The sequence below is a fragment of the Acinetobacter sp. YH12094 genome (genome assembly GCF_013419295.1).
Lineage (GTDB): Bacteria > Pseudomonadota > Gammaproteobacteria > Pseudomonadales > Moraxellaceae > Acinetobacter > Acinetobacter amyesii.
In genome coordinates, this window is the sequence record NZ_VPAK01000043.1 from 1 (window position 1) to 11,234 (window position 11,234).

15 protein-coding genes and 5 pseudogenes are annotated in these 11,234 nt (G+C 36.7%); 9 read left to right on the forward strand and 11 right to left on the reverse strand.

Annotated elements, in window-relative coordinates; all coding sequences use genetic code 11:
• Positions 1-227: 227 nt before the first annotated feature.
• The 3 genes from FTU34_RS16645 to FTU34_RS16655 form a co-directional block, all read right to left on the reverse strand.
• Positions 228-713, reverse strand: coding sequence for a hypothetical protein (locus FTU34_RS16645; RefSeq protein ID WP_180036207.1), 486 nt, complete (start codon positions 711-713; stop codon positions 228-230).
• 168 nt (positions 714-881) lie between these two features.
• Positions 882-1,400: a hypothetical protein gene (locus tag FTU34_RS16650; protein ID WP_257226317.1), complete on the reverse strand. Its 519-nt coding sequence runs from the start codon at positions 1,398-1,400 to the stop codon at positions 882-884.
• A complete protein-coding gene (locus tag FTU34_RS16655; protein ID WP_180036206.1) occupies positions 1,397-1,807 on the reverse strand; it encodes a hypothetical protein in 411 nt (136 codons plus the stop codon). Before FTU34_RS16655 ends, FTU34_RS16650 begins: the two co-directional genes overlap by 4 nt.
• A 73-nt stretch (positions 1,808-1,880) precedes the next feature.
• On the opposite strand from FTU34_RS16655, the gene FTU34_RS17955 reads away from it, so the two are divergent.
• Genes FTU34_RS17955 through FTU34_RS17965 form a run of 3 tightly spaced genes read left to right on the forward strand, consistent with a single transcriptional unit; the run spans position 1,881 to position 2,791 of the window.
• Entirely contained in the window at positions 1,881-2,105 is a 225-nt protein-coding gene (locus tag FTU34_RS17955) for a hypothetical protein (RefSeq protein WP_257226318.1), read from the forward strand.
• The gene (locus FTU34_RS17960) at positions 2,059-2,349 is read left to right on the forward strand and encodes a hypothetical protein (RefSeq protein ID WP_257226319.1); all 291 of its coding nucleotides are present in this window, start codon (positions 2,059-2,061) and stop codon (positions 2,347-2,349) included. The genes FTU34_RS17955 and FTU34_RS17960 overlap by 47 nt, the downstream gene beginning before the upstream one ends.
• Positions 2,350-2,365: 16 nt before the next feature.
• Positions 2,366-2,791 (forward strand): hypothetical protein, encoded by a 426-nt coding sequence (locus tag FTU34_RS17965; protein ID WP_257226320.1) that lies wholly within the window; start codon positions 2,366-2,368, stop codon positions 2,789-2,791.
• A gap of 58 nt (positions 2,792-2,849) precedes the next feature.
• Here FTU34_RS17965 and FTU34_RS16665 read toward each other — a convergent pair.
• Positions 2,850-4,023, reverse strand: a pseudogene (locus tag FTU34_RS16665) (IS3 family transposase).
• Positions 4,024-4,481: 458 nt separating this feature from the next.
• Here FTU34_RS16665 and FTU34_RS16670 point away from each other — a divergent pair.
• Both FTU34_RS16670 and FTU34_RS16675 read left to right on the forward strand, forming a co-directional pair.
• A complete protein-coding gene (locus tag FTU34_RS16670) occupies positions 4,482-4,820 on the forward strand; it encodes a helix-turn-helix domain-containing protein (RefSeq protein WP_111886070.1) in 339 nt (112 codons plus the stop codon).
• Positions 4,810-6,072 carry a type II toxin-antitoxin system HipA family toxin gene (locus tag FTU34_RS16675; RefSeq protein WP_227554839.1) on the forward strand — a complete coding sequence of 421 codons (1,263 nt, stop codon included), beginning with the start codon at positions 4,810-4,812 and terminating at the stop codon, positions 6,070-6,072. Before FTU34_RS16670 ends, FTU34_RS16675 begins: the two co-directional genes overlap by 11 nt.
• A 44-nt stretch (positions 6,073-6,116) precedes the next feature.
• On the opposite strand, the pseudogene FTU34_RS16680 reads toward FTU34_RS16675, so the two are convergent.
• From FTU34_RS16680 to FTU34_RS16690, 3 genes and pseudogenes are all read right to left on the reverse strand, one after another.
• Positions 6,117-6,209, reverse strand: a pseudogene (locus tag FTU34_RS16680) (IS3 family transposase); the annotation flags it as partial.
• On the reverse strand, positions 6,205-6,801 hold the full coding sequence (locus FTU34_RS16685) for an acetamidase/formamidase family protein (protein WP_180036205.1): 597 nt from the start codon (positions 6,799-6,801) through the stop codon (positions 6,205-6,207). The pseudogene FTU34_RS16680 and the gene FTU34_RS16685, both read right to left, overlap by 5 nt.
• Positions 6,737-7,113, reverse strand: a pseudogene (locus tag FTU34_RS16690) (transposase); the annotation flags it as partial. The gene FTU34_RS16685 and the pseudogene FTU34_RS16690, both read right to left, overlap by 65 nt.
• A 231-nt stretch (positions 7,114-7,344) precedes the next feature.
• Here FTU34_RS16690 and FTU34_RS18070 point away from each other — a divergent pair.
• The 4 genes and pseudogenes from FTU34_RS18070 to FTU34_RS16705 form a co-directional block, all read left to right on the forward strand.
• Positions 7,345-7,668 (forward strand): transcriptional regulator, encoded by a 324-nt coding sequence (locus tag FTU34_RS18070; protein WP_306669820.1) that lies wholly within the window; start codon positions 7,345-7,347, stop codon positions 7,666-7,668.
• Positions 7,649-7,963, forward strand: a complete 315-nt coding sequence (locus tag FTU34_RS16695; protein WP_180036204.1) for a DNA-binding transcriptional regulator — start codon at positions 7,649-7,651, stop codon at positions 7,961-7,963. Before FTU34_RS18070 ends, FTU34_RS16695 begins: the two co-directional genes overlap by 20 nt.
• A 54-nt stretch (positions 7,964-8,017) precedes the next feature.
• Positions 8,018-8,335: a hypothetical protein gene (locus tag FTU34_RS16700; RefSeq protein WP_180036203.1), complete on the forward strand. Its 318-nt coding sequence runs from the start codon at positions 8,018-8,020 to the stop codon at positions 8,333-8,335.
• 46 nt (positions 8,336-8,381) lie between these two features.
• Positions 8,382-8,938: pseudogene (locus FTU34_RS16705) on the forward strand (helix-turn-helix domain-containing protein); the annotation flags it as partial.
• 307 nt (positions 8,939-9,245) lie between these two features.
• Here the strand turns inward: FTU34_RS16705 and FTU34_RS16710 are convergent.
• From FTU34_RS16710 to FTU34_RS16720, 4 genes and pseudogenes are all read right to left on the reverse strand, one after another.
• Positions 9,246-10,058, reverse strand: coding sequence for a hypothetical protein (locus FTU34_RS16710; protein WP_257226321.1), 813 nt, complete (start codon positions 10,056-10,058; stop codon positions 9,246-9,248).
• Positions 10,059-10,139: 81 nt separating this feature from the next.
• Positions 10,140-10,331, reverse strand: a complete 192-nt coding sequence (locus FTU34_RS17970) for an RHS domain-containing protein (RefSeq protein ID WP_257226322.1) — start codon at positions 10,329-10,331, stop codon at positions 10,140-10,142.
• Positions 10,332-10,683: 352 nt separating this feature from the next.
• The gene (locus tag FTU34_RS16715; RefSeq protein ID WP_180036202.1) at positions 10,684-11,082 is read right to left on the reverse strand and encodes a tetratricopeptide repeat protein; all 399 of its coding nucleotides are present in this window, start codon (positions 11,080-11,082) and stop codon (positions 10,684-10,686) included.
• A 40-nt stretch (positions 11,083-11,122) separates the two neighbouring features.
• Positions 11,123-11,234: pseudogene (locus tag FTU34_RS16720) on the reverse strand (IS5/IS1182 family transposase); the annotation flags it as partial.

Below are 11,234 nucleotides of genomic sequence, written 5' to 3' on the forward strand. Positions count from 1 at the left end.
GCGACTCATGAGTGCTCGGTTATATGCGGGCCAATTGGTTGTGCGATAGATTTTGTGTGTAGGCTTCTTCATTTGAAAATTATATCGCTGAAAAAGCCTTTACAGATAGGTTTGTGCAACAAAGCCTCCGCAGATTATGCATAAATGCTAAGAAAGTTAGAGTACAAATATCAATCAAAAAGGTGCTCGTTTTTTGATTTATGAAAGAGATCTAATATCAAGGTTGATTAACTAACTTTATGTTTTCTTTCTTTTTCACACATATTATACGAACTTGTTTTTGCAGTACTGAAACCAATTACCCAATAGTCTTTAGCCTGTTTATACATATCTCCTCCTTGTAACACTGCATTTTTAATGATCGATTGTGGAGGGACAACTTCAAACTGTGTCATATTCTGACAGTAAATATAGCCATTATCTTTTTTTCCTAAATACTTCCAACCTCTTTGTTTTAATAATATGTCTTTCGATAACCATTCATCTAACGTTAAGTTTTGACCTTTAATTTCATATAGAACTTTATAAGACGCATATGAAGAAAAACTTCTCGCATTTTCTAAGTTGCCACCAAAAATGATTCTCCCCTCAGCCATTAATCTCAAGTTTTCAGGTTCATTACTCAAAATCAAATTCGTTGGTTCTTTTTTCTGACAACCAACTAATATTAAACAAAACAAATTACAGAAAATTATAATCAATTTTTTTTTCATTTTGAAATTATCTCCGTATATCCCACATCCACATGGCTTTGTTGCATAAATATGTAAGCATCTGATTTAAATAAATTTAATTTTGGATCAAAAAATAATCAAAACCTTTAAAATCATATAGTTATGAAATCTTTGTGCAACAAAGCCGACTTAAGGTAAACATAATAATTAAGGCTTATCTAGATAGCCTAACATCTTAATGTCATGCTTATTACTCTTGAAAGCATCTATGTCTTTAAAGGAATTTTCTGAAATAGCTTCAATACTGGGTGTTATATTACTTGAAGAAATGTAATATAAATCATTAAATTTTTTAATAAAAATTTTTATAGAAGTTACATTATTTCCCATAACTAAAGAGTTTGTATACTTCATTTTTGCATACTTATTTCCATATTTAGCGTAGATATAATAATCACTATATTTATTGATTTTAGTATTTCTATAATCTTGAATCTGAGCATCCTTATATAAAAATAAATACGTATTTGTCTGACCAATATGTTTACTTGACTCATAACCATCTAGTAAATAACCATATGTATTTATTATTATTTTTAAATTATCTTTCCTTACATCTTCATCTAAGTCAATACTGATCTGAGTTTCATATTTCTTTTCAAAATTAGTAGCTATTACCATAATTAGGCCTATAAGGATGATAAAAATTCCAATTTTTTTCTTCAATTTACGTTATTCCTATGATCATTAAATTGATTTTGGAATGCTGTTTCTATTAATACACCATTGATAAATTTTTTCATGGGTAGAGCAGGTGGAGAAAATAGTGGCACACCACGAGTTGCAGCAAAACCATCACCTGGCGTAGAAGCCACCATATAAGTAGTGTTGACTGTCCAACCAGTTCCCATATTTCTTAAGACACTACTATCTCTCTTATCTGGATAAAATGAAGGTTTTGCAGGTCCAGTTTGTCCCCATACTTGTACATTTTGAAAATTAGAACATTCAGATAAATCTTTAGCAAACACTCTAACAACTTTGTCATCAGATGCTGTATTACAACCAAACATCACAAAACGAGCAGTTGGTGCGCATTGAGCATTTATTGTTGACCATCCATATAAAGCCATTTGCTTTTCACTGACTGGATCAGAAGATGAATTTGATGATATTGATTTAGAAATAGAAGAATAAGAGAAAATTATGGTTGCTCCAGTTATTGCTGCTGCTGTTTATGTTGTACTTGCATTTTTATTAAGAGCTTTACTCTATGTCCTAAAAAAGTTATTAAATCAGGCAGCTAAAGTTACCACCGAACTGGTAAAAAAACATCTAATTCCCTTTTTGAAAGATATTGGCGCAGATATAGCCCAAGAGTTGATTGAGTTTATTTTTTTCTTTTGCAACAGAAGTTGTAACGGATATTAAAAAAGAGCAAAGAGGTTCAACAACACCACAACCTAGTGGTTCAACTAAACCTACAGCACCTTCACAAGCTTCAAGGGTCGGGGCGTGGTATGAGGTTTACACCAAGAAACCAATTTTATTTAAATCAGTGATTTGTAAAGTTTGCTGTTTTAGCAATCAGATTGGTGGTGTAACAGGAAAAGCCCCAAGAAAAGAAACCATGGCTGATAAGGTGATTAGTTTATGGGGGGGTACGCCATCTTAGACAAAAAGCGGTACAAGTGATTTTTGCCTTGGTAGATATTGTGATGGAACATAAATGTCCAATTAAAGCAGAAGTGATTTATGACATAAAAAGCAAACAACCATTGATGGTTTCAGGGGCTAATCCTCCGCGACATAAATTTATGGAAACCCCAGGAGGAGATCATCGAATAGGGGCTGATGTCATTGTGGTGAAAGATATTATGAAAGTGCCAACGATTGATAATATTTTACATTGGGTCGAAATTAAGTTTTTGGACAGCAAAGACCCTCCTGATCAAAAACAAATGACTAACTACACAAGATTTTTAGGTAGTAGCACAAAACTTGCGATGATTCGAGTATCTGCGGATCCCAAAACAAGTGATTGTGGTTGTAAAGCAAGGGCTGTACCACAAAATACGCAAAAGCCAAGCAGTACCATACAAGGGAAAAAAAACTAGTAAAGCCAATAAAATGCGTGAAATTTGGGACATTATTGTGACTAATGCAGAGATGATCCTAGACAGTATCGTGGACAATCGGTCCCTCTAAATTCTTGAAATAATTCTGTTCAAAAGCTTCTGGGCTTAACCAGCCATTTGCAGAATGCCGTCTAATTCGATTGTAGTAAATCTCAATATATTCAAACAAGACAGCATTGGCTTCTTTTCGGGTAGTAAACACACTCCCGTGTACCACATGACCTTTCAATGTATGAAAGAAGCTTTCCGTCACCGCATTATCCCATGAGCAGTATACTGCGCAAGGCCTCGTCTAGACATGCTTTGAATGCAGTTATTCGTCAACAATAGCGCTCTAAAATCTCGACTACAGTATTGTGAGCCTTGGTCAGAATGGACCATAACATCCATTGGATACCCCTTACGAGCCATTGCATAATTAAATGCATCACACGTCAATTGACGGTCTATTCGATGGCTGGTTTGCCAACCCACAATACGACGACTAAATAAATCTAGTATCACGCATAAGTAAAACCAACCTTCTTTGGTGTGAATATACGTTATGTCGGTCGTCCAAATTCTATTTGGCCGAGTGACTGTAAACTGGCGATCTAACAAATTCGGTGCCGTCGGCAAACGATGATTTGAATCAGTTGTATGCTTATATTTGCGGGAAATCTTGCTGCGTAAACCAAGCTTTTTTAGCATCCTTCCAACTGTACGTTCACTCATGCAGTAACCTAAATCATGCATGTCATGAACTAATGAAGGTGCTCCTAAGCGAGCATGGTGTTGCCAATATACAGCTTTTAAATCAGTATATTTTTGAGTAGCGTAAATCTGTCGCTTCCGCCAAGCATAGTATCCCGAAGTGCTAACACCTAGGCATTTACAGGCAGATGAAACCTTAATTTCTGTCACAGCTAGACCTTGAATTACCGTGTACTTTTCTTGGCATGATCTGTTAGGAAGTACACATGCGCCTTTTTTAAAATGTCATTGGCTTCCCTGAGTTGTTTGACCTCTTTCTCTAAATCTAGAATGGGCTGTTGTTCTGGTGAGAGTTGACGTTTACTTGAACCTGTTGGGTTAGCTTCACGAATCCATTTATCTAATGTTGAATAACCCACACCTAATTTCTGGGCGATTGCAGCTACAGACTCGTGTGAGTTTGAAAGCGCATAATCAATTGCTTGCTGTTTAAATTCTGGACTAAAGCGTTTAGCCATTTTTACATCTCCAAAGTTAACGTTACGTTATCTTTAGAGGGAAGTACTGTCCATTATTTTGGCTAAGATCACTGTTTATGTACAGACATTGCAAACCTATGAAACATTACCATGTCATCTATGCGCTGCATGGCCTGCGTTTTTAATGACATACGTTCCATGACGCATTCACCTAAAGGATAACGACTTACTTCCCTGAGCATTAACCTTACATTGCTATTAGTTTCACAAAATTGCTCCATTTCCAAAAGAATTTTCGGTTGATCCATTACTTTACCTTTCTTTTATTTCTCACACTTACACAGCGCACTTCCTCTCAAGTCAATTTAAATTATGCACCAACCCTGCAAATAGGCTCAAGAGCTTAAAATCTCTTACAAATATAATTTAAAAACACCCATAAAATACTGCTTAAGTCGGTTAATCTGTATATAATGACCGTATTTAGGAGATTTTTCATGAAAAGAGCAGCAAGTGATTTTATGCTTGAGGGTGTTGAAGATCTGTTAGTTCAGATCGGGAGTAACATTAAAACAGCACGCATGAACCGGAATATGACGATTAGCGAATTGGCTAACCGTGTGCATGTGGATGAAAAGACAATCTCACGACTTGAAAGCGGCAAACCCAGCTCTAACCTAAAAAATCTTATTTCCATTCTCGTTGTATTTGGCTTGGAAGACAGTTTGCTTAGTATTGCGAACCCACAAAATGACGAAGTTGGAAAAGCACTCGCTACCAAAAAAGTTCGAGTCCGCGCTAATAATAAATCAGAGGATATGAGTGATGACTTCTAAAAACCTATCCATGCAAGAAGAAATTAAGAGCTGCTACATTTTTTTGGATACAGGCGATACGCCGCAAGTTGTTGCTCAATATGCGCTCAAAGATTCAATCTATAATTTTATTTATGGTAAGAGCTATTTGGATCTCAATAACTCATTTGAGCTTGATCCAATTAACCTACCATTTATTACACCCAACACGGCGTACACCACTGCAGCTAAAGATGGCTTTGGCGTACTTGCAGATGCTACGCCCGACAATTGGGGTCGTAAGCTTACGTTAACCCAGCACACTCGCGTACCACTCAATCAAATTGAATGGCTTATTGCGGCACGTGGTAATGCAGTTGGGTGCTTAGTGGCGAGTTTGTCTTCTAAAGCGGTCAAAACCGTTGGCAAAGAATCCTTTGTTAAATTCTCTGACTTACAGGCTTACTTAAAATTATCTAAAGCAGTTGATCAGCACCAAGACCCGAACATGATCAGCATGATGACCGATAATTATTTATCAAAACTCATTCACCATGGGTCATCAATGGGGGGTGCGCGACCTAAAGTGGTCGTACAGCACAAAGGCATTGAGTGGATTGCGAAATTCAATAAATCCGATGACCTCTTTGATAATGCAAAAGTTGAATATGCATCAATGAAGATGGCGCAAGCTTTAGGTTTGAATGTCAGCAATGTCGAGCTTGAAGAAGTTGAAGGCAACCCTATTTTGCTTGTTGAGCGCTTTGATCGTAACTGCCCTGAGCGAAAGAAACACTACATCAGCGCACACAGCCTTATGAACATCCGTAAAGTGCGCGTAGACGACTTAAAGATGTCTTATATGCATTTGTCTAAGATCTGCAGTCAAATTTGCCATGACGCAATCAGCAATCAATTAGAGCTATATAAGCGCATGGTCTTGAATGTGATGATCAGTAATACAGATGATCATTTAAAAAACCATGGCTTCTTAATGCATGACATGAAAAATCATCATTATTCACTCAGCCCTCTATTTGATGTTCTACCGCACGGATCTCGCGCATCTTACCCAAAAGAACATGCGATCGCCGTGGGAGAAGAAGGCCGAATCGGAACGGCGCAAAATCTATTGAGTCGCTGCAATGCCTTTGGGTTAACCGAGTTTCAGGCAAAAGAGATCATAAAGAATGTTCGAGATGTACTTGAGTCAAGAGATGAATTCTTTAAGGATGCTGAAATGAGCGACTACCAAATGAGACAACTAGACCATTACTACAATCTAGGCAACTAAAAAACCGCCCATTTGAACTGAACCCCAAATCTTGGACAGTTTAGTTAACAACAGGATTGAGTTCTGAATTGAACAAGGCTCAATCCTTTTAAATTTAGTTGTATTCTTTCATGATTATAATAATGGATGTAATCATGAATTGTCCGTTGCATCATTGAGGTTCTTACCTGTTCCCATAAATGTGATTGGACCACTTTCCTCAATCTCAGTTTGTCCCCAACGCACACCTAAAGCTTTCACTTTTTCACGCTCTTCCTTGGTAAATGGACGTGCCATTGGTGGTAAGTCATCTGGTGCTTGAAGTAAAATTGGGCCGTCAATTGTTAAGCCTTTAATCACTTCCACTTGTAATTCTGTTTCGCCTGAAACGTCCGTGGCATGTCCTGCAATTTCACCATTGCCTTGTTGCGCATGCATATCCCCCATGTAGACACCTGCACCTGGTACTTTCACAGGACAAATCAAAATACAGCCTGGATGAATCGAATTGGTATCCATGTGACCGTCTGTTTTGGCTGCGATAAGTTCTTCTTCAGTCATTCCGAATTTATGCGGTGCATCAATCAAATACTGACCAAAGTCGTGGCAGTTGTGAGAGTCTGGTAAGTCACGTGAAGGTGTCGTACCAATATTTCCGAGGAATGGACGCATATGCGCAGCAACCCCAGGCATAATAGCCTGAAGTGCTGACACCCAGGCATTTACAGACAGAAGATACAGTGACTCCATTCACAGCTAGATCTTGAATTACCGTGTACTTTTCTTGGCATGATCTGTCAGAAAGTACACATGCGCTTTTTTTAAGATGTCATTGGCTTCCCTGAGCTGTTTGACTTCTTTCTCTAATTCTAGGATCCGCTGTTGTTCTGGTGAAAGTTGACGTTTGTTTGAACCTGCCGGATTGGTTTCACGAATTCATTTATCTAATGTTGAATAACCCACACCTAATTTCTGGGAGATTGCAGCTACTGACTCGTGTGAGTTTGAAAGTGCATAATCAATTGCTTGCTGTTTAAATTCAGGACTAAAACGTTTGCCCATTTCTTGTATCTCCAAAGTTAACGTTACGTTATCTTTAGAGGGAAGTACTGTCCATTATTTTGGCTAGGATCAGTTTCAGCTTTTTCATTTTTCCTCCTAGGTAACACTACCTAGAAGGGCTCTTCTGCAAAATAATATATCATCTTTCATCCTACGAATTACACATTCATATTTAAAAGTACCACAAAGTAGTATAAAATAAACTACTACAAGGTGGTATAAACACAAGCAATGTATACAATATGTGACACCCCTTTATTTACCAAATACTGTCTTGTTTATTGGACTCAGGAAGAATATGAGGAATTTAAAACATTCTTGGCATTAAATCCTGAGGCCGGGGATGTCGAACCTAATTCGGGTGGCATTCGTAAGATCAGATGGACTAGCGGTGGTCGAGGCAAAAGTGGTGGTGTCAGAGTCATCTACTTTAATCGTTTAACGAATGGAGAGATTTGGTTATTAACCTTGTACAGTAAAAAGCAAACGGTACAACTTAGTAAGAAAACCCTTCAAGTATTGGTGGAGAAATTAAATGACTCGTTTAATGACTGAAAAAGAACTAGAAGCCTTTGAAGCAACAAGAGATATTGAAGCTGAAATCTTACAAGGCATCGATGATATGTTGGCAAATAATGCTGCAAAAAGAATAGTAATTACTGAAACAGATGTAGCTTTAGCACGTAGAAAGGCACAGCTGACACAAGAACAGTTTGCTAAGCTCCTTGGTGTTTCCAAACGTACATTAGAATCTTGGGAACAAGGTGTGAGAAGACCTTCTGGTGCAGCAACATCATTAATTAGGTTATTTATTGTTGATCCAACGTTTGTAAAGGAAAGTTTAGCTTAATTTACATAGCTATTAGTGGAGAGCTATTTCCTTTCAGTATATTTGAGCATGATTATGAAGCATTTAGGATTTGTAGGAAAATTGACTGAATATATTGGATATACTCATGTTGAAATTATTAATAGCTCTTTACGACTATCTTTCAAGGTATCATCGAGAAACAACTTAGAAGAAATGTTCAAAAAAATGGTCGAAAATAACTATGATTTACTAATGGAAACATCAGAGAAAATAGAATTTGAATTAGATAGTGATGTTCTTAAAAAAATTGAAAAAATATCGGAAGAACAAGGTATTGAGTTTGAAGAATATGTGCAAAACACTTTGATTAAGCTCATTAACCAATGTGAATTGATTGCCGATCAGCCTTAGTTTAGGGGTGTGATTCATAGACATCATTTCAATCTAATGGGTGTCTATGAACAGAGAAATTCAACAAAGACTCGTATGGGTTAAATTATTTGAAGAGACCAATGATGCTGGCCTAGTCTGTCGGAGATGTGGCATTTCCAGACCAACGTTACGCAAGTGGTGGAAACGATATTGTGAGCAAGGTATATATGGGTTAAGTAGCCAGAGTAGACGTCCCTTAAAATCGCCAAATACTAAAATCAGTGCTGAGCTAGAAGTCTAAATATTAGAAATACGTTCAGCTAGAAATCTTGGTGCCCGACATTTGCAAACAGAATTGATGAGGCTGCACGGAGTCTCGCTGTCCTTAGGGTCTATCCATAAAGTAATATCCTCCCATCAAGTCAAACCAATAAAAATTTCGTCGTAGAGCAGATTTTATTCGTTATGAACGCCCATTACCAGGCGATAGAATTCAAATGGATACCTGTAAACTGGGTCCTGGGCTATATCAGTACACATCTATCGATGACTACACACGATATCGCGTTTTAAGGATATATAAACACCGAACAGCAGCGAATACAGACCGATCGAGGGCGGGAATTCTTTGCTGAAAAAGTATAGAAAAAAATGAATTATGAAAGAAGTCTAATGATAAATAAGTATCTCACACCACCTCCTAAAACTACCTTTTATTAAAACACATCATCAAATATATTATAAAAAATATCATAAAAAAAATATTAACTGATATTTTAAAGTATGAAGTTAACGTACCCCACAATACATCTCTGCCAGCACGTCCAAAACCACAAACATCATTCACAATACAGTCATAAGAACTATAAAATAAAAAAACAATAAATCCCAATATAAAAAACATTTTCCTCATATTATTAATCGCCAAAAATTAAATTATCAAACTTATCTACAACCTCCCCCTCAACCTCACTTTGTAAATATTGCCCCCCATTATTGCTAAGCCTTTAGCCATTTTTTTATCTGCAACTTTATTTACATTAGATATAAGTTCATAACTGACTTGTTCAGGATCCATACGTCTCGCAGAATTAGATAAATGTGCTCCTTGTTTTAATAATACTACTCCTCGACCTGTAACTATAGTACCAAGTAGTACCACATTGTCTGCTGTATTAAAAGCGACATGATCTGTGTCTAGCAAATGTTCTGGTACTAGATTATTTTCTCTTAATGCTATTGTTGATAACCCCATTGTGAATCCATGCGATACTCCCAATACACATCTGAGACCATTATCTAATATTTCACCACTTTGATAGTCTTCTTTAATTGATCCCCATAGTGTAACTTTACATTCACATATAAAATTAACATTTGGAATTCGTTTAGATAATAATTTATTTTGAATATTCATACTCTCTACGGATTGATTCCAAGCGTTGTTAACGTTTTCACTTTTTCTTGTAGTTTCAATCCTATAATTATAACTTTCAATTTCTTGTTGACGTTTAGTATTTAATTTCGTTTCTACCGAAGATGCTGCAGCATTTAGTCTTCCATCTGGATCTTTGTACGGGAACCAATTTTCCCAATCTGGTCCTTTTTTTCGTCCAGCACGCTCGCCTGTTTTAATATTTATCCACTCTTGATTAAGCCCCATCGGATCAATCCACTGATTCGGGTTGCTCACATAAATTGAGTTATTAAGCCCTCCAAACAATCCTATAGGGTCTTTACTTACATATCTTGCCTTACGCAATTCTAAAGCAGTGCTTTAAAATTTCTCAGGCTCATAATAACGGTAAGAGTAGAATGTAAGCCTGTTTCGCCATCCTTGCGCTTAAATCTGAGCAGTGCTCAGATCTTGCTCATGCCCTTGAAAACGAATCTTGATTTGCTCAAGTAAATTATGAGAAGCCTTTATTTCTAAAGCATTACCCCACACATCTGGCTTAATTTCCAATATAGATTCACATAACTCATTGCTCAATGTTTGCGGCGTACCAACTTGGTCACAGTGATAAAAAAGCACCCGCTCCAATTCAGCTTTATTTTTTCGTGTTTCCGTTTTCCATATCGGATCTTTATAAACTGAATATTCTTCATGCTGAAATTGAGTATAGTCAGGGGTTGCTAAAAGCTTGATAAAACCTGCATTGCCATTTTAGCATCGACATATAACTCTGCGGTTCTTAGACTTAATACACGATTTTTACGCTTCAACTTAAAGTCAATAAATAAAAAGCTAATACAATGATTATGCAACGTTAATGCTGGGATTAAGTGTAGTGCTATTTCCATAATTACCTTAATTTATAATAAAAAAAGCCCTGAGGGGGCTTTTTTTATTCAATTTATTTTTATTTTAATTCCTAAAACTAAATTCAACTTTCACCTAACTCGTCAAGTGCCACTTTAGCTTCTTTCACGCCATTGAAATTTGCAAGTTTGAACCAATGTTTCGCTTTTTCTTCATCATTGAAATGACTTAAATAGATATAACCTAGATTATATTGAGCCATCCCATAATTTTCATTTGCCAATTCTTCATATATTTTTTTTGCTTGAGTTAAGTCTTCATTCTTCAAATAATAATTACCTAAATTAAATTTAGCTTCCTTATGCCCTTGTTTGGCTGCTTGGGCATACAGTTGAATCCCTTTTTGCTCATCTTTTACCCCATCCCCCTGATAATACATGGTTCCTAAAGTAAACTGAGCTTCTGAAAGTCCTTTTTTTGACGACTCCTCAAAATATTTTAATGCTTGTAGGCTTTGTTGCACAAAGATTTGAAATACAAAGCCCCCCCTAATTGAGCCAAATTTAAGGCGTAACTTGGGTAAGTGGTCGACCTAATTCCGTAAATCTGTTGAGGACTGCTACACGTGCATGAATTTCATTCACTTGGCTATCAAAACTCCTTGCACTGAGTTTA

Excerpts from the sequence above, each read along its gene's own strand:
- FTU34_RS16645 (WP_180036207.1), bottom strand. The coding sequence starts at position 713 with ATGAAAAAAAAATTGATTATAATTTTCTGTAATTTGTTTTGTTTAATA.
- FTU34_RS16655 (WP_180036206.1), bottom strand. The coding sequence starts at position 1,807 with ATGGCTTTATATGGATGGTCAACAATAAATGCTCAATGCGCACCAACT.
- FTU34_RS17955 (WP_257226318.1), top strand. The coding sequence starts at position 1,881 with ATGGTTGCTCCAGTTATTGCTGCTGCTGTTTATGTTGTACTTGCATTT.
- FTU34_RS16670 (WP_111886070.1), top strand. The coding sequence starts at position 4,482 with ATGAAAAGAGCAGCAAGTGATTTTATGCTTGAGGGTGTTGAAGATCTG.
- FTU34_RS16675 (WP_227554839.1), top strand. The coding sequence starts at position 4,810 with ATGACTTCTAAAAACCTATCCATGCAAGAAGAAATTAAGAGCTGCTAC.
- FTU34_RS16685 (WP_180036205.1), bottom strand. The coding sequence starts at position 6,801 with ATGGAGTCACTGTATCTTCTGTCTGTAAATGCCTGGGTGTCAGCACTT.
- FTU34_RS18070 (WP_306669820.1), top strand. The coding sequence starts at position 7,345 with ATGTATACAATATGTGACACCCCTTTATTTACCAAATACTGTCTTGTT.
- FTU34_RS16695 (WP_180036204.1), top strand. The coding sequence starts at position 7,649 with ATGACTCGTTTAATGACTGAAAAAGAACTAGAAGCCTTTGAAGCAACA.
- FTU34_RS16700 (WP_180036203.1), top strand. The coding sequence starts at position 8,018 with ATGAAGCATTTAGGATTTGTAGGAAAATTGACTGAATATATTGGATAT.